The organism is Pseudomonas sp. M5 (assembly GCF_016907075.1).
GTDB lineage: Bacteria > Pseudomonadota > Gammaproteobacteria > Pseudomonadales > Pseudomonadaceae > Aquipseudomonas > Aquipseudomonas putida_E.
Genome location: NZ_JAFBBH010000001.1, coordinates 2,324,423 through 2,342,321 on the forward strand (window position 1 = coordinate 2,324,423; position 17,899 = coordinate 2,342,321).

Consider the following 17,899-nt stretch of genomic DNA (forward strand, 5'->3'; position numbering starts at 1 on the left):
GCGCCGCCACAGGAAATGCAATTCATGCAGCCGGGGCGCGAGGGCACTTGCCCGCCGCCTGCATCTCGGCCAAAAAGCCTGTACCATTGCCGGTTTTACAATCGCCAACCAGATCCCCGCTGTAAGGCCCTGAATGTCTGATCTTTCCGCACACACCCCAATGATGCAGCAGTACTGGAAGCTGAAAAACCAGCACCCGGACCAGCTGATGTTCTACCGCATGGGCGACTTTTACGAAATCTTCTACGAAGATGCGAAAAAAGCCGCAAAACTGCTGGATATCACCCTGACAGCCCGTGGCCAGTCAGCCGGCCAGTCGATCCCCATGTGCGGAATTCCGTTCCACTCGCTGGAAGGCTACCTGGCCAAGCTGGTCAAGCTCGGCGAGTCGGTGGTGATCTGCGAGCAGATCGGTGACCCCGCCACCAGCAAGGGCCCGGTAGAGCGTCAGGTGGTGCGCATCATCACCCCGGGCACGGTCAGCGACGAAGCGTTGCTCGACGAGCGCCGCGACAACCTGATTGCCGCACTGCTGGGGGATGAGCGCCTGTTTGGCCTGGCGGTGCTGGATATCACCAGCGGCAATTTCAGCGTGCAAGAAATCAAGGGCTGGGAAAACCTGCTGGCCGAGCTTGAACGCATCAACCCTGTCGAGCTGCTGATCCCCGACGACTGGCCACGCGACCTGCCGGCCGAGAAACGCCCAGGCGCACGCCGACGAGCCCCTTGGGACTTCGACCGCGACTCGGCACGCAAGGCTCTGTGCCAGCAGTTCGCAACCAAAGACCTCAAGGGCTTTGGTTGCGACAAGCTGACCCTGGCCATCGGCGCCGCCGGCTGCCTGCTGACCTACGCCAAGGAAACCCAACGCACCGCCCTGCCCCACCTGCGCAGCTTGCGCCACGAGCGCCTGGACGACACCGTGATCCTCGACGGGGCCAGCCGCCGCAACCTGGAGCTGGACATCAACCTGGCAGGTGGTCGCGACAATACCTTGCAGTCGGTGATCGACCGCTGCCAGACCGCGATGGCCAGCCGCCTGCTGACCCGGTGGCTGAACCGTCCGCTGCGCGACCTCAAGGTCTTGCAGGCGCGCCAGGATTCGATTCGCTGCCTGCTCGATGGCTACCGCTTCGAAAAACTGCAGCCGCAACTCAAGGAAATTGGCGATATCGAGCGGATCCTCGCCCGTATCGGCCTGCGTAATGCCCGCCCGCGCGACCTGGCGCGCCTGCGTGATGCCCTCGGCGCCCTGCCCGAACTGCAGAACGCCATGGCTGAGCTGGAAGCCCCACACCTGGCGCGCCTGGCGGCCATCACCGGCACCTACCCGGAGCTGGCCAGCCTGCTGGAGCGGGCAATCATCGACAACCCGCCAGCAGTGATCCGCGACGGCGGCGTACTCAAGGCCGGCTATGACAACGAGCTGGACGATCTGCTGGCGATCAGCGAGAACGCCGGCCAGTTCCTGATCGACCTTGAAGCCCGCGAGAAGGCCCGCACCGGTCTTGCCAACCTGAAAGTCGGCTACAACCGCGTGCATGGCTACTTCATCGAGCTGCCGACCAAGCAAGCCGAACAGGCCCCGGGCGACTACATTCGTCGCCAGACCCTCAAAGGGGCCGAGCGCTTCATCACCCCGGAGCTCAAGGCTTTCGAGGACAAGGCGCTGTCGGCCAAGAGCCGCGCCCTGGCCCGCGAAAAAATGCTGTACGACGCGTTGCTCGAGACCCTCATCAGCCACCTTGCACCGCTGCAGGACAGCGCCGCTGCGCTGGCCGAGCTGGACGTGCTGAGCAACCTTGCCGAGCGGGCGCTCAACCTGGACCTTAACTGCCCCCGTTTCGTCGACGAACCTTGCCTGCGCATCGATCAGGGGCGTCACCCGGTGGTCGAACAGGTACTGTCCACGCCGTTCGTAGCCAACGACCTGGGCCTGGACAACAGCACCCGGATGCTGATCATCACCGGCCCGAACATGGGTGGTAAATCCACCTACATGCGCCAGACCGCACTGATCGTGCTGATGGCGCACATCGGCAGTTTCGTTCCGGCGGCCAGTTGCGAACTGTCGTTGGTCGATCGCATCTTCACCCGTATCGGCTCCAGCGACGATCTGGCTGGCGGTCGTTCGACGTTCATGGTCGAGATGAGCGAAACCGCCAACATTCTGCACAACGCCACTGACCGCAGCCTGGTACTGATGGACGAAGTCGGCCGTGGCACCAGCACCTTCGACGGCTTGTCGCTGGCCTGGGCGGCTGCAGAGCGCCTGGCGCAGCTGCGTGCATACACGCTGTTCGCCACACACTACTTCGAGCTGACCGTACTGCCGGAAAGCGAACCACTGGTGGCGAACGTGCACCTGAACGCTACCGAACACAACGAGCGCATCGTGTTCCTGCACCATGTGCTGCCTGGCCCCGCCAGCCAGAGCTACGGCCTGGCCGTGGCGCAACTGGCAGGCGTGCCGTCGCCGGTCATCCAGCGGGCGCGCGAGCACCTGGGCCGGCTGGAGACCAGCAGCCTGCCCCACGAACAACCCGTGTCGAACAAAGCCAAGGGCGAGCCACAAGCACCGCACCAGAGCGACCTGTTCGCCAGCCTGCCACACCCGGCCCTCGAGAAGCTGGGCAAGCTGGAGCTGGACGACATGACCCCGCGTCAAGCTATCGAAATGCTATATCAACTAAAGAACCTGTTATAACGGCGGGCACTACAAGCTGGTAGAATCCGCCGCGGTTTGCTGGTGCTGCAGGTTATTAGCCTGGCCTGCAGCCACATGCCCGTAAACCGCGCGGCCCTGAGAGGAAGGGCCGCCGCCGTTGCCTGAGGAGAGAACTAGAAATGACCTTCGTCGTCACCGACAACTGCATCAAATGCAAATACACCGACTGCGTGGAAGTCTGTCCGGTGGACTGCTTCTACGAAGGCCCGAACTTCCTGGTCATTCACCCGGACGAGTGCATCGACTGCGCACTGTGCGAGCCTGAATGCCCGGCCCAGGCCATCTTCTCGGAAGACGAAGTGCCTGCGGGCATGGAGAACTTCCTTGAGCTCAATGCCGAGCTGGCGGAGATCTGGCCGAACATCACCGAGCGTAAGGATGCCCTGCCTGACGCCGAAGAGTGGGATGGCAAGCCTGGCAAGATCGCCGATCTGGAACGTTAATCGCCCAGATACGAAAAAGGCCCGCAACGGGCCTTTTTCATTTTCTGCGGGCAAAAAAAGGGGCGGTTTGACCCGCCCACATTTTTTCCGTAGTCCCTGCTTGTCCTAAACATCGTCCTGATGAATCGCGTCTTGCGATGTCCTTGGCGTTCTTCCTGAACGCCTGTGCATGTCCGTGTGCACAGTTCGAATACTAGCGACTTCCGCAGCGCAGGCAACCGCGAACCCTCACAAGACATTACCGGGGACACATTTCCACAAATCTGAAAAGTTCAATTATTTCAGTTAGTTGAGAAAAAAACAGATCTGGAAACGACAATGATTTACTGGCCTTTACGTGTATGGCTTACACAACAAGTAAGCAAAGGCTTACACGCAGTGCATCAGGGGTAGCAAGTTACACATTGATCACCCCCCAGATAATTGCCAGCCGCTCTGGCCTGCGCATAAAAAAACGCCCCGAGGTCATCAGGGCGTTTTTGCATACCGGCATGCAGTGCTTACTGGAACAGCGACTCACTGGACAGGCCATTCTTCTCCAGGATCTCACGCAGGCGCTTGAGCCCCTCTACCTGAATCTGCCGCACTCGCTCGCGGGTAAGGCCGATTTCCAGGCCTACATCCTCCAAGGTGCTGCTTTCATGCCCGCGCAGACCAAAACGGCGTACCACCACTTCGCGCTGCTTGTCGGTGAGCTCGCCCAGCCACTGGTCGATGTTCTGTGACAGGTCGTCATCCTGCAGCAGCTCGCACGGGTCGGTAGGACGATCGTCGGTGAGTGTATCGAGCAGGGTCTTGTCCGAATCTGGCCCGAGCGAAACATCCACCGACGATACCCGCTCGTTAAGACCAAGCATGCGCTTGACCTCGGCAACGGGTTTTTCCAGCAGGGTGGCGATCTCTTCAGGGGAAGGTTCGTGGTCGAGCTTTTGGGTCAACTCCCGCGCGGCACGCAGGTAGACGTTGAGCTCCTTGACCACGTGGATCGGCAGACGAATGGTGCGGGTCTGGTTCATGATCGCCCGCTCGATGGTCTGGCGGATCCACCACGTCGCATAGGTCGAGAAACGGAAACCGCGCTCCGGGTCGAACTTCTCGACTGCACGAATCAAACCCAGGTTCCCCTCCTCGATGAGATCGAGCAAGGACAGGCCGCGGTTCACGTAACGACGGGCGATTTTCACAACCAGGCGCAGGTTGCTTTCGATCATGCGCTTGCGCCCGGCTGGGTCACCCTTCTGCGACAGCCGCGCGAAGTGCACTTCCTCTTCCGGTGAAAGCAGAGGCGAGAAACCGATCTCGTTGAGATACAACTGGGTGGCATCGAGCGCCCGGCTGTAATCGATGTATTTATGCTGCTTGAGCGTAGAGCCTGACTTGGCCCTGGTCCGAACCGACGGTACAGCAGGTTCGTCTGACACCACATCCGTTTCCAAAACGATGCCCGTCTCCATCAGGAGAACGTCATCGTCGATGTCAAACTCCGGCGCTTCTTTATTGAGAGCCATTGTTATAGTCCTTTGCTGAGTTCGAACTCAGACTCGAGCGGCGCCTGCATCCCTGGCATCGCTGGAGCCTCTCCCCTCTACTTCAGAGGAACAGGCCGGGGACAACAATCAACGGCGTGGCAGGAACTGGAGTGGATCGACGGGTTTGCCCTGGCGGCGAATCTCGAAATGCAGCTTCACCCGATCAGTGCCCGTGGACCCCATTTCAGCAATCGACTGCCCTGCCTTGACCTGCTGCCCCTCCCGAACCAACAGCCTGCGGTTGTGACCGTAGGCACTGACGTAGGTATCGCTGTGCTTGATGATGATCAGTTCGCCGTAGCCCCGCAAGCCACTCCCGGCGTAGACCACCGCACCATCAGACGCAGCAAAAACAGGCTGTCCCAAATCACCGGCGATATCAATGCCTTTATTCAAACTACCGTTTGAAGCGAATTTTCCAATCAGCACGCCATTTGCAGGCCAGGTCCAACCGCCCACCGCGCGCTCTGCGGCGGGCACCGTGGTAACGACCGGCGTAGGCGTGGTTCGCGTTGTTGGCGTCGTTTTCCCGCCGCTGGCGGGCACCGTGATAGGTTTTCCAACGGGGCGACGAATGACCGTCGTCCTGCTCGAAGAAGAGGGGCTGGACACCACCGTGGTACTGCCGGTAGCGCCGCTGCTGAAGCGGATCGCCTGGCCCGGCCGGATGGTGTACGGGGCAGCGATGCCATTGCGGGCGGCGAGCTCCTTGTAGTCCCAGCCGTAGCGAAACGCAATGGAGAACAGCGTATCGCCAGGTTTGACCACATACTGCCCGGAGGTCACGGTCGGCCGCTTGGGCGCCGCATTGCTGCGGTCGACCACGCGTGCACCGCCCGAGCCGGTGCTGGAGCAACCCGTCAGCAGGGCGCCCATGGCCAGTGCAATCACCAGAAGCTTGAAACCCAACCAATCCTTGCGCTGCCGAATGACTGTGTGCCCCACCCGCGCTCCCCTCATGGTGCCGAAAATCGAAAATACGGAAAGAAATGCAATAATGTTGCAATTATAACCGAGCGCCACTGCATTGGCAGGCTCGGTGCACAGGCTCAGTAAAGAGCCGGGATGCCCCGCCAGATAGACAGGGCGATGCGGCAAGAATTCGTCACCACCTCAAATATTCCCAGCAACTCAAGCCACCGGGCCATTGAGCAGCGGTACAAAGCGCACAGCGCCCAGTACACGGCGAGAGAAGCCCTGCTCCTCACGCACGATAAGCATCAACTGCTGGACTTCACCAGCAGGGCCTACCGGGATGACCATTCGCCCACCAGGAGCCAGCTGGTCGAGCAGTGCCTGCGGCACTTCCGGCGCCACGGCGGTAACGATGATGCCGTTGTAGGGGGCCAGCGCCTGCCAGCCGTCGCACCCATCCCCCCAGCGGAACACCACGTTGCGCAGGTTCAATTCGACCAGGCGCTCCTTGGCTCGGTCCTGCAGGACCTTGATGCGCTCCACCGAGAACACCCGCTCTACCAGTTGGGCAAGGATGGCCGTCTGGTAACCGGAGCCGGTACCGATCTCCAGCACCTTGTCCAGCGGCCCTGCCTCCAGTAGCAGCTCACTCATGTGTGCGACCATGAATGGCTGGGAGATGGTCTGGTTGTGCCCGATCGGCAGCGCGGTGTCTTCGTAGGCGCGGTGGGCCAGGGCCTCATCGACGAACAGATGGCGCGGCGTACGGCGGATGGCATCGAGCACCTTGGGGTTCGATACGCCCTCTTCGCACAGGCGCTGGATCAGGCGCTCGCGGGTACGCTGGGAGGTCATGCCGATACCTCGGCGCTGCAGATCGTCCTGTTCGCGCATCAGAGCACGCCCTCCAGCCAACCGTGGAGCTGCTCGAAGGCATCGTTGAAGGTGCGGTCCAGTTGCAGCGGGGTGATCGACACGTAACCTTGCATCACCGCGTGGAAGTCGGTACCCGGCCCACCGTCCTCGGCATCACCGGCCACGGCGATCCAGTAGCCTTCCTTGCCGCGCGGGTTGACCACCTTGGTCGGTGCCGCCGCCCGCGCCCGGTGACCGAGACGGGTGACCTGTATGCCACGGATGTGCTCCAGCGGCAGGTTGGGAATATTGACGTTGAGGACCGTACGCGGCGGCAGTTCCAGGCGTGACTGCGCCTCGACCAGCCGGCGGGCGATGAACGCTGCAGTCGGCAAGTTGTCGGGCAGACGCGACAGTAACGAGAATGCCAACGACGTACCGCCGAGGAAGCGCCCCTCCAGCGCGGCAGCGACCGTGCCGGAATAGATCACGTCATCCCCCAGGTTGGCACCGAGGTTGATCCCCGAGACAACCATGTCCGGTGTTTCCGGCAACAGGCCATTGAGCCCCAGGTGCACGCAATCGGTGGGCGTGCCATTGAGGCTGATGAAACCGTTGGCCAGGGTTTGCGGGTGCAACGGCCGGTCCAGCGTCAGCGAACTGCCGGCGCCGCTCTTGTCTTGATCCGGGGCGATCACCACGCACTCGGCATAATCCACCAGCGCACCGTGGAGCGCGGCGAGGCCAGGTGCCGTAACACCGTCGTCATTCGAAATCAGAATACGCATGGGCTGTCCGTCTGCCCTGCCGGCACCAGATCGACGAGTTCGCGCACCACCACGGTGGCGAAGCATCCGGCCGGAAGGACGAATTCCAGTTGCAGGATATCAGGCTCGGGATAATGCCACGTCAGGCCGCCAATAGGGAGCCGCAGGATGCGCCGTTCGTGACTCATGCCTGCATTGGCCAACCATTGGCACAGCAATGCATGCTGCTCGCCTATCGTCGTCTCCAGCGTCGCGGCCGCGCCGGCCGCAGGAGACGGGCCTTCGCCCCACATCGGGCCGGTAGGATGCAAGTCCAGAATGGCCAGGCGAGGGTCTGAGCATTCCTGTTCACCCGCCGAAAAAAAACTGCGGCTATCGGTGAATGCCAACAGGTCACCGATTTGGGCCCGCTGCCAGCTGCCGTCGGCAACGCGGGCAGCCAGTACCTGGTTGAACAGGTAGCTGCGGGCAGCCGAGAGCAGCCGCGAACGTACGTTGCGCTGCTCGGGCAGGGCCTTGCGGGCAGCCCAGTGCTGGGCATCCTGGACATTGCCGCCGCCATGCCCGAAACGCTGGCCGCCGAAGTAGTTCGGCACACCCTGCTGTTTGAGCGTCTGCAGGCGGGCATCGAGGGCAGCATGATCAGCCGCCAGCGCCGTTAGGCGCAGGGTGAAGCCATTGGCCGAATGGGCGCCGCGCTGCAGTTTGCGCTGGTGACGCACCTGCTTGAGCACACGCAGGGTGGCATCTTCGGCACGCGACAGGTCGGGGTCTGCCTTGCCAGGCAGGTGCAGGCTGAACCACTGGCGCGTCAGGGCCTGGCGATCCTTGAGGCCGGCGTAGCTGATCGAGCGCACCGGCACACCAGCGGCTCGCGCCAGGCGGCGGGCAGCTTCCTCAGTGTTGAGGTCGCGCTTCTCAACCCACAACCACAGGTGCTCGCCCTGGCCCGAAAGCGGAATGTCCAGCACCTCATCGACCTGGAAGTCTTCGGCCACAGCCTTGAGTATCGCAGTGCCCAGGGGTTGGCCCGATGCGCGCGGGCCCAGCAGTTCCAGTTCGGTCATGCTGGCAGCAGCAGGGCGACCGCGTGCACGGCGATACCCTCCTCGCGGCCGGTGAAACCGAGTTTCTCGGTGGTAGTGGCCTTGACGTTGACCTGGTCGAGTTCGACCTGCAGGTCCTCGGCGATCCGTTGGCGCATGGTTTCGATATGCGGAGCCATTTTCGGCGCCTGGGCAACGATGGTGGCGTCGACATTACCGACTTTCCAGCCTTTGGCCTGGACGATGCGGACCACATGGCGCAGCAGCACGCGGCTGTCGGCGCCCTTGAATTGCGGGTCGGTATCGGGGAAGTGCTTGCCAATGTCCCCAAGCCCCGCCGCGCCAAGCAAGGCATCGCTCAGGGCATGCAGCAGCACGTCACCGTCGGAATGGGCCAGGAGGCCGTATTTGTGGGGGATACGCACCCCACCCAGGGTAATGAAATCACCGTCGCAAAAACGGTGCACATCGTAGCCGTGGCCAATACGCATAGAAAAACGCCCTGATTGAGTCAGGGCGTGATTCTACCTTCATTTGGAGCTGCAAGCTGCAAGCTGCAAGCCACAAGCCACAAGCAGGCGTTGTGCTGCCCGCACTTTCTTGCGGCTTGAAGCTTGCAGCGTGTAGCTGCAGCCCTACCCCCGGCCAAGTGCCACTGCGTGATGGCGCAGGTGCTCATCGATGAAGCTGGCGATGAAGTAATAGCTATGGTCATAGCCAGGTTGCAGGCGCAGGCTCAGCGCATGCCCCCCTTTGCGGGCCGCCTGCTCCAGCGCTTCAGGCTTGAGCTGCTTGGCAAGGAAGTCGTCACGGTCGCCCTGATCCACCAGCAACGGCGGGCATTCGCCCGCTGGCGTCTCGGCAAGCAGCACACTGGCATCCCACTCGCGCCAGCGCGCCCGGTCTTCACCCAGATAACGGCTGAAGGCCTTTTCACCCCAAGGGCAATCCATCGGATTGCTGATCGGCGAGAACGCCGACACAGAGCGGTAGCGCCCCGGGTTGCGCAGGGCGCAGACCAGCGCGCCGTGCCCACCCATGGAGTGGCCACTGATGCTGCGCTGATCCGAGGCCGGGAAGTGCGCCTCGATCAGCTCTGGCAGCTCCTGGACCACATAGTCGTGCATGCGGTAGTGCTTCGCCCAAGGCTGCTGGGTGGCATTGAGGTAGAAGCCGGCGCCCAGGCCGAAGTCCCAGGCACCGTCAGGGTCGCCCGGCACCTGCTCGCCACGCGGGCTGGTATCGGGCGCGACGATGATCAGGCCAAGCTCGGCGGCCAGGCGCTGGGCGCCGGCCTTCTGCATGAAGTTCTCGTCGGTGCACGTCAGGCCGCTGAGCCAGTACAGCACTGGCAGCTTTTCGCCCTGTTCGGCCTGCGGCGGCAGGTAAACGGCGAACACCATGTCGCAACCCAGCACCTTGGAGTGATGCCGGTAACGCTTGTGCCAGCCGCCGAAGCTTTTCTGGCAGGAGATGTTATCCAGGCTCATGGCTCACCTCAGAAGTGGATCACGCTGCGGATGCTCTTGCCTTCATGCATCAGGTCGAACGCCTTGTTGATATCTTCAAGGCCCATGGTATGCGTGATGAAGGTGTCCAGCGGAATCTCGCCCTTCTCGGACATTTCCACGTAGCTTGGCAGTTCGGTACGGCCGCGCACGCCACCGAAGGCAGAACCGCGCCAGACGCGACCGGTCACCAGCTGGAACGGGCGAGTGGCGATTTCCTGGCCGGCACCGGCGACACCGATGATCACCGACTCACCCCAACCCTTGTGGCAGCACTCCAGGGCCGCGCGCATCAGTTGCACGTTGCCGATACATTCGAACGAAAAGTCCACGCCGCCATCGGTAAGGTCGACGATCACTTCCTGGATCGGGCGATCGTAATCCTTCGGGTTGATGCAGTCGGTGGCGCCCAGTTGACGGGCGATCTCGAACTTGGCCGGGTTGATGTCGATGGCGATAATGCGCGATGCCTTGGCTTTGACTGCGCCTATGACCGCCGACAGGCCGATACCGCCCAGGCCGAAGATGGCCACTGTGTCACCCGGCTTGACCTTGGCAGTGTTGAGCACCGCACCGATACCGGTGGTCACGCCGCAACCGAGCAGGCAGACCTTTTCCAGCGGCGCTTGCTTCTGGATCTTGGCGACGGAGATTTCCGGCAGCACGGTGTACTCGGAGAACGTCGAGGTGCCCATGTAGTGGAACAGCTGCTGGCCCTTGTACGAGAAACGAGTGGTGCCGTCCGGCATCAACCCCTTGCCCTGGGTGGCACGTATGGCCTGGCACAGGTTGGTCTTGCCCGAGCGGCAGAATTTGCACTGACCACACTCAGGGGTATACAGCGGGATCACGTGATCGCCGACCGCCACGGAGGTGACGCCCTCACCTACCGCCTCGACGATCGCGCCACCTTCATGGCCCAGAATCGACGGGAAGATACCTTCCGGGTCGGCACCCGAGAGGGTATAGGCGTCAGTGTGGCAAACACCGCTGGCCACAACACGCAGCAGGACTTCGCCAGCCTTGGGCATGGCCACGTCCACTTCGACGATTTCCAGGGGTTTCTTGGCCTCGAAGGCTACAGCGGCACGGGACTTGATCATCAAAGGTCTCCAGTCAGAGGGTCAGTTCAGACATGCAGTGTAATTCAGCTTGTTTTGATGAATAATCGTGACGAAGACAAAACATTATTGCCGTACAGGGACAATCAATGAGCAGCCGCTGGGAGGGTATCGATGAATTCGTAGCCGTGGCCGAATCGGGCCAATTCACGGCCGCTGCCGAGCGCATGGGCGTATCGTCGTCGCATATAAGCCGGCAGATCGCCCGCCTTGAGGAGCGCTTGCAAACCCGCCTGCTGTATCGCAGTACGCGTCGCGTGACCCTGAGTGAGGCCGGGCAGACATTCCTGCAACATTGCCAACGCCTGCAGGATGGCCGTGAAGAAGCACTGCGTGCCATGGGCGACTTGGCCAGCGAACCCAAGGGGCTATTGCGCATGACCTGTGCTGTGGCTTATGGCGAGCGCTTCATCGTGCCGCTGGTGACGCGCTTCATGGCGCTGTATCCACAGTTGCGGGTCGAGGTGGAGTTGAGCAACCGCACGCTGGACCTGCTGCACGAAGGCATGGACCTGGCGATTCGCCTGGGGCGGCTTGCCGATTCGAGGTTGGTGGCGACGCGCCTGGCGCCACGGCGCATGTACCTGTGCGCTTCACCCGCCTACCTTGAGCGCTACGGCCGTCCACACAGCCTGTCGGAACTGGCCCGGCACAACTGCCTGGTGGGCAGCACGGACCTGTGGGCGTTGCAACAGGACGGGCGCGAGATCAGCCAGCGGGTGCAGGGCAACTGGCGGTGCAACAGTGGCCAGGCGGTGCTGGATGCCGCTTTGCTGGGAATGGGGCTGTGCCAGTTGCCGGATTACTACGTACTGGAACACCTCAACAGCGGCGCGCTGGTGTCGCTGCTGGAGGCGCATCAGCCGCCCAATACGGCGGTGTGGGCGCTGTATCCGCAGCAGCGGCACTTGTCGCCCAAGGTTCGGCGGCTGGTGGATTATCTGAAGGAGGGGTTGGCGGGGATGCCGGAGTACCGAATGGTCTGACAGTTTAGCGGGTCCGCTTTGCGGCCCAATCGCCGGCAAGCCGGCTCCCACTGGGTTTGCGCTGAACTTGAGAGCAGCTGGGTAACCTGTGGCCGGCTTGCCGGCGATTGGGCCGCGAGACGGACCCGGCAATCTCAGCGGCGCCCTGACCAACGCTGGCGCAGCCACTCCAGGTCTTCCGGGCGGGTCACCTTGATGTTGTCGCTGCGCCCTTCGATCAGCCGCGGCGCCTGGCCGGACCATTCGATGGCCGAAGCTTCATCGGTGACCACCACATCGGACACCAGGCACTCGGCCAAGGCCCGATGCAAAGCCCCCAGGCGGAACATTTGAGGCGTAAAGGCCTGCCAGATGGTGCTGCGATCCACGGTGGCGCTGACCCGGCCATTGGCATCGGCGCGCTTTAGCGTGTCACGCGCAGGCACCGCCAGCAGCCCTCCTACAGGGTCATCAGCCAACTGCGACAACAAACGGTCAAGATCCGTGCGTGCCAAGTTTGGCCGCGCCGCATCGTGCACCAACACCCAGTCAGTGTCCGCCGCACCTTGGGCATGCAACAGCAACAAGGCATTGAGCACCGAGTCGGCGCGCTCACGCCCACCTGACGCACGCTGGATGCGGGGGTCGCTGGCGCAGCGCAAGCCAGGCCAGTAAGGATCATCCGCAGCAATGCTGACCACCACGCCCTTGAGCGCCGGATGGCCAAGAAAACAGTCGAGGCTATGCTCGAGAAGGGTCTGCCCACCCAATTGCAAATACTGCTTCGGGCGGTCGGCAGCCATGCGGGCACCAACACCCGCAGCAGGAATCACGGCCCAGAAGGCCGGTAGGGTTTCGATCATTTTTGCGGCAGCTGGAAGAGGGTTTCACCCTCTTTGACCATCCCCAATTCGTGGCGAGCCCGTTCTTCAACGGTCTCCATACCTTTTTTCAATTCCAGGACCTCGGCATAGAGCACGCGGTTACGCTCCAGCAGCCGCTCGTTCTCGGCATGCTGCTCGTCGATCTGCTGCTTGAGCTCAGCCACTTGCGCCAGGCTGCCGTTACCCACCCACAGGCGGTACTGCAGGCCACCAAGCAGCAGGAGCAGGACAAGGAACAACCAATAGGGACTGCGCATCAAGGTATCCAGGTTAAAAAGACCGCCGCGAACAGGCAGACCTCAAATAGCACGAAGCCTGGCCGAGGCCAGGCTTCGTCGACAGAAACCCGCATCATGTGTCAGAAATTTCAGTAAGAAAGTTCCGACAGCTTCGGCTGCTGTCTTTTTACCATCTCTTGCTTAGCCGCGAAACTCGGCACGACCGCGGTAAACCGCTTTGGCGCCCAGTTGTTCTTCGATGCGCAGCAACTGGTTGTACTTGGAGACGCGGTCGGAACGGCACAGCGAGCCGGTCTTGATCTGGCCAGCGGCGGTACCCACAGCCAGGTCGGCAATGGTCGAGTCTTCGGTTTCACCGGAGCGATGCGAGATCACAGCGGTGTAGCCTGCGGCCTTGGCCATCTGGATGGCTTCCAGGGTTTCGGTCAGCGAGCCGATCTGGTTGAACTTGATCAGGATCGAGTTACCGATGCCCTTCTCGATGCCTTCCTTGAGGATCTTGGTGTTGGTCACGAACAGGTCGTCACCGACCAGTTGCACCTTCTCGCCGATCTTGTCGGTGAGGATCTTCCAGCCAGCCCAGTCGGACTCATCCAGACCGTCTTCGATCGAGATGATCGGGAAGCGCTCGGTGAGGCCTTTCAGGTAGTCGGCAAAGCCTTCGGCGTCGAACGACTTGCCTTCGCCGGACAGGTTGTACTTGCCGTCTTCGTAGAATTCGGAGGCCGCGCAGTCGAGGGCCAGGGTCACGTCGGTGCCCAGTTTGTAGCCGGCTTTTTCCACGGCTTCAGCGATGGCGCCCAGGGCGTCTTCGTTGGAAGCCAGGTTCGGCGCGAAGCCACCTTCGTCACCCACTGCGGTGTTCAGGCCACGGGCCTTGAGCACAGCCTTGAGGTGATGGAAGATCTCGGTGCCCATGCGCAGGCCATCGGAGAAGGTCTTGGCGCCAACCGGCTGCACCATGAACTCCTGGATGTCGACGTTGTTGTCGGCGTGCTCGCCACCGTTGATGATGTTCATCATCGGAACCGGCATCGAATACTGGCCTGGGGTGCCGTTGAGGTTGGCGATGTGCGCGTACAGCGGCAGGTCCTGGTCCTGGGCAGCAGCCTTGGCAGCAGCCAGGGAAACAGCCAGGATGGCGTTGGCGCCCAGCTTGGCCTTGTTCTCGGTACCGTCCAGTTCGATCATGGCGCGGTCCAGAGCCTTCTGGTCGGAAGGGTCCTTGCCCAGCAGCAGGTCACGGATCGGGCCGTTGATGTTGCCAACAGCTTTCAGCACGCCCTTGCCCATGTAACGGCTCTTGTCGCCATCACGCAGCTCCAGCGCTTCGCGCGAGCCGGTGGAAGCACCGGACGGCGCGCAAGCGCTGCCGATGATGCCGTTGTCGAGCAGTACATCGGCTTCCACGGTGGGGTTGCCACGCGAATCGAGAACTTCACGACCTTTGATGTCGACGATTTTTGCCATTGTTGTAAGCACTCCAGAATTGACGAAAACAACGCAGCTTTAGGAAATTCTTGCCTTGCACCAGGCGTAGATGCAGCAGGCAGGCCTGGCAGAAGCAGCCCCTGACCGGCGGGTCAGGGGCAGAACGGACGGTACTTTACCCGAGAAATGAGCTTTGCGCGGTTTATACCGTCGGAAAACTCACAAAGCCTGGGCTCAGGCCTTGTTCTTCTGCGCCAGAGCAGCCTTGACGAAGCCGCTGAACAGCGGGTGGCCATCACGCGGGGTCGAGGTGAACTCGGGGTGGAACTGGCAGGCGACGAACCACGGGTGGTCCTTGGACTCGACCACTTCAACCAGCGCACCGTCTTCGGAACGACCGGATACCACCAGGCCGGCATCGACCAGTTGCGGCAGCAGGTTGTTGTTCACTTCGTAGCGGTGACGATGGCGCTCGGTGATCACGTCCTTGCCATAGCAGTCATGCACCTTGGAGCCGGCAGCCAGTTGGCAATCCTGCGCACCCAGGCGCATGGTGCCACCCAGGTCGGAGGCTTCGGTACGGGTTTCGACAGCACCGGTGGCATCGGCCCACTCGGTGATCAGGCCAACGACCGGGTGGCCGCTGTTGCGATCGAACTCTGTGGAGTTGGCGTCTTTCCAGCCCATCACATTGCGGGCGAATTCGATCACGGCAACTTGCATGCCCAGGCAGATACCCAGGTATGGCACCTTGTTCTCACGGGCATACTGCACCGCGGTGATCTTGCCTTCCACGCCACGCAGGCCGAAACCGCCCGGTACCAGAATGGCGTCTGCGCCTTCGAGCAGGCTGGTGCCCTGGTTTTCGATATCTTCGGAATCGATGTAACGCAGGTTGACCTTGGTGCGGTTGGTGATGCCGGCGTGGCTCATCGCTTCGATCAGCGACTTGTACGCGTCCAGCAGTTCCATGTATTTGCCGACCATGGCGATGGTCACTTCGTGCTCAGGGTTGAGCTTGGCGTCGACTACCTTGTCCCACTCGGACAGGTCGGCGCTGCTGCACTGCAGGCCGAAGCGCTCGACGACGAAATCGTCCAGGCCCTGGGCATGCAGAATGCCCGGGATCTTGTAGATGGTGTCGGCGTCTTCAAGGGCAATCACCGCACGCTCTTCAACGTTGGTGAACTGGGCGATCTTGCGGCGCGAAGAGCTGTCGATCGGGTGGTCGGAGCGGCAGACCAGCACGTCAGGCTGCAGGCCGATGGAGCGCAGTTCCTTGACCGAGTGCTGAGTCGGCTTGGTCTTGGTCTCACCAGCGGTGGCGATGTACGGCACCAGCGTCAGGTGCATCAGCATCGCGCGCTTGGCGCCGACTTCGAAGCGCAACTGGCGGATCGCCTCGAGGAACGGCTGCGACTCGATGTCGCCCACGGTACCACCGATTTCCACCAGGGCCACATCGGCATCGCCGGCGCCCTTGATGATGCGACGCTTGATCTCGTCGGTGATGTGCGGGATGACCTGGATGGTCGCGCCCAGGTAATCACCACGACGCTCTTTGCGCAGCACGTGCTCGTAGATGCGGCCGGTGGTGAAGTTGTTGTTCTGGGTCATGGTCGTGCGGATGAACCGCTCGTAGTGGCCCAGGTCGAGGTCGGTCTCGGCGCCGTCGTGGGTGACGAATACTTCACCGTGCTGGAACGGACTCATGGTGCCAGGATCGACGTTGATGTACGGATCCAGCTTGAGCATGGTGACCTTTAGCCCCCGCGCTTCCAGGATGGCCGCCAGGGAAGCCGAGGCAATGCCTTTCCCCAATGAAGAAACAACACCGCCCGTGACGAATATGTAGCGCGTCATGAAAAACCCTAGAAGTCTGCGTTAAGGCGGCCAGCGCCGCCGGAGAAAGCGAAGGAAGGCCGAAGCCCCCGATCACCTGCGTCAATCACAGTGCATCTCGAAAAACTGCCGCGTCTGTACAGACCAGGGTTAACCCCGGCATGGAGCTCGCTCGTCATTTCCAGAATCAGCCCAGCAAAAAACTGCGTGGTAATCGGCAACTGCCGTGTTTCCGAGGAACGCACAGAAGTTGTATCAAGAAGGGAGGGTAGTCTACCGGAATGTACCCTTCAGCTCAAACCTTGCGCGTTCGTCGGAGGCTGCCAGTGGAGCTGGCAATCGGCCTGCGCCAATCGGGGCAGATTGGCCACTGCCAGCAAGCGCTCGCCACGATACAGCAGTGGCAGGCGCGGTCGCACGAAGTGCGGGACGTGCAGCTCATTGAGCAGGCGCTTGAGGTCGCGCTTGCCCCGCCCTGGTATGTCCAGCACTTCCCCGCCCTGGCGGTAGGCGATGCGCAAATCACCTAGCGGGGCGCCCTGCAGGCTGACGCTGCCGTTCCCGGGCAATGGCAACGGGCTACCGGGCATCTCCCAGCGCAGCGTCCCGCCGACAGGCTGCAGCCAGTCGCCACACAACCACCAGATCCGCCCGTGGCTGCGCTCCAGCTTGCCGTCGGTCAGCTGCCACGCTGGCTGGGAATCGACTGCCGCATCACGCAGGGCCGCCCAACCGGCCCAATGCCGGGTGTCGGGCAGACGGGTGCGCAGGCTCAACCAATATTGCAGGGCATTGCGCTGACGGGCTGGCGAAAGCGCCGCCAGGCTCGCGAGGTCAAGCGAGTCGATCCCTGACCACATGGCAGGCGCTCCCTCCCGGGCCACGGCCAGGTCAGCCTGGGCCAGCTCATCAAGCAGCCCGAGCGCCTCACCCAGATGCTCGGCACCGCGAGCCAGGGCCTGGCTGGCCTTCGGCCAACGCTGCTGCAATAGCGGGAACACCTCTGCGCGCAGGAAGTTGCGGGCAAAGGCCGTATCTGCGTTGGACGGATCTTCGGCCCAGATCAACCCATGGGTTTGTGCATATTCATGCAACTGCGCGCGAGAAACGTTGAGCAGCGGCCTGACCACGCGGCCGCGCCCCAGCGGGCGCTGCTGCGGCATTGCGGCCAGGCCACGCAGGCCGGCACCGCGCAGAAGCCGGAACAGTAAGGTTTCGGCCTGATCATCACAGTGCTGCCCCGTGAAAAGGACGTCGCCCGCGCCAAGAACGGTCTCGAATGCCGCATACCGAGCATCGCGCGCAGCCTGCTCCAGGCTCGCCCCGGCAGGGACCTGAACGTGGATGACGGTGAGTTCGATGCCCAGCCGCTCACACACCGCGGTGCAATGGCCTGGCCAGGCATCGGCGGCAGGTTGCAGGCCGTGGTGGATGTGGATGGCATGGAGCGGCGGCGTTGCGTGGATGCGGGCGTAGTCGGCCAGCCAGTGCAGGAGGACGGTGGAGTCGAGGCCACCGGAGAAGGCGATGTACCAGGCAGGGGCATTGAGCCAAGGGGTGAGGTTGATCATTGGAGCCTCACGCGGCTTGAAAGCGTTGGGGGCGCTTTGCGCCCCCAGCGGTGCA

Annotated in this window: 16 protein-coding genes; 3 read left to right on the top strand and 13 right to left on the bottom strand. The window is 62.2% G+C overall.

Features of this window, described 5'->3' with window-relative positions; all coding sequences use genetic code 11:
* Positions 1–133: 133 nt before the first annotated feature.
* Both mutS and fdxA read left to right on the top strand, forming a co-directional pair.
* On the top strand, positions 134–2,707 hold the full coding sequence (gene mutS / locus JOE27_RS10615) for a DNA mismatch repair protein MutS (protein ID WP_119687643.1): 2,574 nt from the start codon (positions 134–136) through the stop codon (positions 2,705–2,707).
* 140 nt (positions 2,708–2,847) lie between these two features.
* Positions 2,848–3,171, top strand: a complete 324-nt coding sequence (gene fdxA / locus JOE27_RS10620; protein ID WP_012315871.1) for a ferredoxin FdxA — start codon at positions 2,848–2,850, stop codon at positions 3,169–3,171.
* A gap of 500 nt (positions 3,172–3,671) precedes the next feature.
* On the opposite strand, the gene rpoS is transcribed toward fdxA, so the two are convergent.
* From rpoS to JOE27_RS10660, 8 genes are all read right to left on the bottom strand, one after another.
* Positions 3,672–4,679 (bottom strand): RNA polymerase sigma factor RpoS, encoded by a 1,008-nt coding sequence (gene rpoS / locus JOE27_RS10625; RefSeq protein ID WP_204918689.1) that lies wholly within the window; start codon positions 4,677–4,679, stop codon positions 3,672–3,674.
* Positions 4,680–4,787: 108 nt separating this feature from the next.
* The gene (locus tag JOE27_RS10630) at positions 4,788–5,645 is read right to left on the bottom strand and encodes a peptidoglycan DD-metalloendopeptidase family protein (RefSeq protein ID WP_204920632.1); all 858 of its coding nucleotides are present in this window, start codon (positions 5,643–5,645) and stop codon (positions 4,788–4,790) included.
* Between the two features lie 186 nt (positions 5,646–5,831).
* Positions 5,832–6,470, bottom strand: coding sequence for a protein-L-isoaspartate(D-aspartate) O-methyltransferase (locus JOE27_RS10635; protein WP_161872020.1), 639 nt, complete (start codon positions 6,468–6,470; stop codon positions 5,832–5,834).
* Positions 6,471–6,508: 38 nt separating this feature from the next.
* Positions 6,509–7,258, bottom strand: coding sequence for a 5'/3'-nucleotidase SurE (gene surE, locus JOE27_RS10640; protein WP_039601868.1), 750 nt, complete (start codon positions 7,256–7,258; stop codon positions 6,509–6,511).
* Complete coding sequence (truD, locus tag JOE27_RS10645; protein ID WP_046788322.1) at positions 7,246–8,304, bottom strand: tRNA pseudouridine(13) synthase TruD; 1,059 nt, start codon at positions 8,302–8,304, stop codon at positions 7,246–7,248. Before truD ends, surE begins: the two co-directional genes overlap by 13 nt.
* Entirely contained in the window at positions 8,301–8,774 is a 474-nt protein-coding gene (gene ispF / locus JOE27_RS10650) for a 2-C-methyl-D-erythritol 2,4-cyclodiphosphate synthase (protein ID WP_119687645.1), read from the bottom strand. Before ispF ends, truD begins: the two co-directional genes overlap by 4 nt.
* A 144-nt stretch (positions 8,775–8,918) precedes the next feature.
* The gene (fghA, locus tag JOE27_RS10655; protein ID WP_115274045.1) at positions 8,919–9,773 is read right to left on the bottom strand and encodes an S-formylglutathione hydrolase; all 855 of its coding nucleotides are present in this window, start codon (positions 9,771–9,773) and stop codon (positions 8,919–8,921) included.
* A gap of 8 nt (positions 9,774–9,781) precedes the next feature.
* On the bottom strand, positions 9,782–10,894 hold the full coding sequence (locus tag JOE27_RS10660) for an S-(hydroxymethyl)glutathione dehydrogenase/class III alcohol dehydrogenase (protein ID WP_046788319.1): 1,113 nt from the start codon (positions 10,892–10,894) through the stop codon (positions 9,782–9,784).
* Positions 10,895–11,001: 107 nt separating this feature from the next.
* Between JOE27_RS10660 and JOE27_RS10665 the strand changes: the two genes are divergently transcribed.
* Positions 11,002–11,898, top strand: coding sequence for a LysR substrate-binding domain-containing protein (locus JOE27_RS10665; protein ID WP_115274044.1), 897 nt, complete (start codon positions 11,002–11,004; stop codon positions 11,896–11,898).
* A 134-nt stretch (positions 11,899–12,032) separates the two neighbouring features.
* Here JOE27_RS10665 and ispD read toward each other — a convergent pair whose 3' ends face one another.
* From ispD to tilS, 5 genes are all read right to left on the bottom strand, one after another.
* Positions 12,033–12,740, bottom strand: coding sequence for a 2-C-methyl-D-erythritol 4-phosphate cytidylyltransferase (gene ispD, locus JOE27_RS10670; protein WP_115274043.1), 708 nt, complete (start codon positions 12,738–12,740; stop codon positions 12,033–12,035).
* Positions 12,737–13,018 carry a cell division protein FtsB gene (ftsB, locus tag JOE27_RS10675; protein WP_012315882.1) on the bottom strand — a complete coding sequence of 94 codons (282 nt, stop codon included), beginning with the start codon at positions 13,016–13,018 and terminating at the stop codon, positions 12,737–12,739. Before ftsB ends, ispD begins: the two co-directional genes overlap by 4 nt.
* A gap of 162 nt (positions 13,019–13,180) precedes the next feature.
* Positions 13,181–14,470, bottom strand: coding sequence for a phosphopyruvate hydratase (eno, locus tag JOE27_RS10680; protein ID WP_012315883.1), 1,290 nt, complete (start codon positions 14,468–14,470; stop codon positions 13,181–13,183).
* Positions 14,471–14,665: 195 nt separating this feature from the next.
* Positions 14,666–16,294: a CTP synthase gene (locus tag JOE27_RS10685; protein WP_115274042.1), complete on the bottom strand. Its 1,629-nt coding sequence runs from the start codon at positions 16,292–16,294 to the stop codon at positions 14,666–14,668.
* A gap of 269 nt (positions 16,295–16,563) precedes the next feature.
* Positions 16,564–17,844 carry a tRNA lysidine(34) synthetase TilS gene (tilS, locus tag JOE27_RS10690; protein WP_119687647.1) on the bottom strand — a complete coding sequence of 427 codons (1,281 nt, stop codon included), beginning with the start codon at positions 17,842–17,844 and terminating at the stop codon, positions 16,564–16,566.
* Between the last annotated feature and the right edge of the window lie 55 nt (positions 17,845–17,899).

Bases quoted from the DNA above. Each gene is read 5' to 3' on its own strand.
- eno (WP_012315883.1), bottom strand. From the start codon at position 14,470: ATGGCAAAAATCGTCGACATCAAAGGTCGTGAAGTTCTCGATTCGCGT.
- rpoS (WP_204918689.1), bottom strand. From the start codon at position 4,679: ATGGCTCTCAATAAAGAAGCGCCGGAGTTTGACATCGACGATGACGTT.
- fghA (WP_115274045.1), bottom strand. From the start codon at position 9,773: ATGAGCCTGGATAACATCTCCTGCCAGAAAAGCTTCGGCGGCTGGCAC.
- JOE27_RS10665 (WP_115274044.1), top strand. From the start codon at position 11,002: ATGAGCAGCCGCTGGGAGGGTATCGATGAATTCGTAGCCGTGGCCGAA.
- JOE27_RS10660 (WP_046788319.1), bottom strand. From the start codon at position 10,894: ATGATCAAGTCCCGTGCCGCTGTAGCCTTCGAGGCCAAGAAACCCCTG.
- fdxA (WP_012315871.1), top strand. From the start codon at position 2,848: ATGACCTTCGTCGTCACCGACAACTGCATCAAATGCAAATACACCGAC.
- JOE27_RS10685 (WP_115274042.1), bottom strand. From the start codon at position 16,294: ATGACGCGCTACATATTCGTCACGGGCGGTGTTGTTTCTTCATTGGGG.
- ispF (WP_119687645.1), bottom strand. From the start codon at position 8,774: ATGCGTATTGGCCACGGCTACGATGTGCACCGTTTTTGCGACGGTGAT.
- truD (WP_046788322.1), bottom strand. From the start codon at position 8,304: ATGACCGAACTGGAACTGCTGGGCCCGCGCGCATCGGGCCAACCCCTG.
- surE (WP_039601868.1), bottom strand. From the start codon at position 7,258: ATGCGTATTCTGATTTCGAATGACGACGGTGTTACGGCACCTGGCCTC.
- ispD (WP_115274043.1), bottom strand. From the start codon at position 12,740: ATGATCGAAACCCTACCGGCCTTCTGGGCCGTGATTCCTGCTGCGGGT.
- mutS (WP_119687643.1), top strand. From the start codon at position 134: ATGTCTGATCTTTCCGCACACACCCCAATGATGCAGCAGTACTGGAAG.
- tilS (WP_119687647.1), bottom strand. From the start codon at position 17,844: ATGATCAACCTCACCCCTTGGCTCAATGCCCCTGCCTGGTACATCGCC.
- ftsB (WP_012315882.1), bottom strand. From the start codon at position 13,018: ATGCGCAGTCCCTATTGGTTGTTCCTTGTCCTGCTCCTGCTGCTTGGT.
- JOE27_RS10635 (WP_161872020.1), bottom strand. From the start codon at position 6,470: ATGACCTCCCAGCGTACCCGCGAGCGCCTGATCCAGCGCCTGTGCGAA.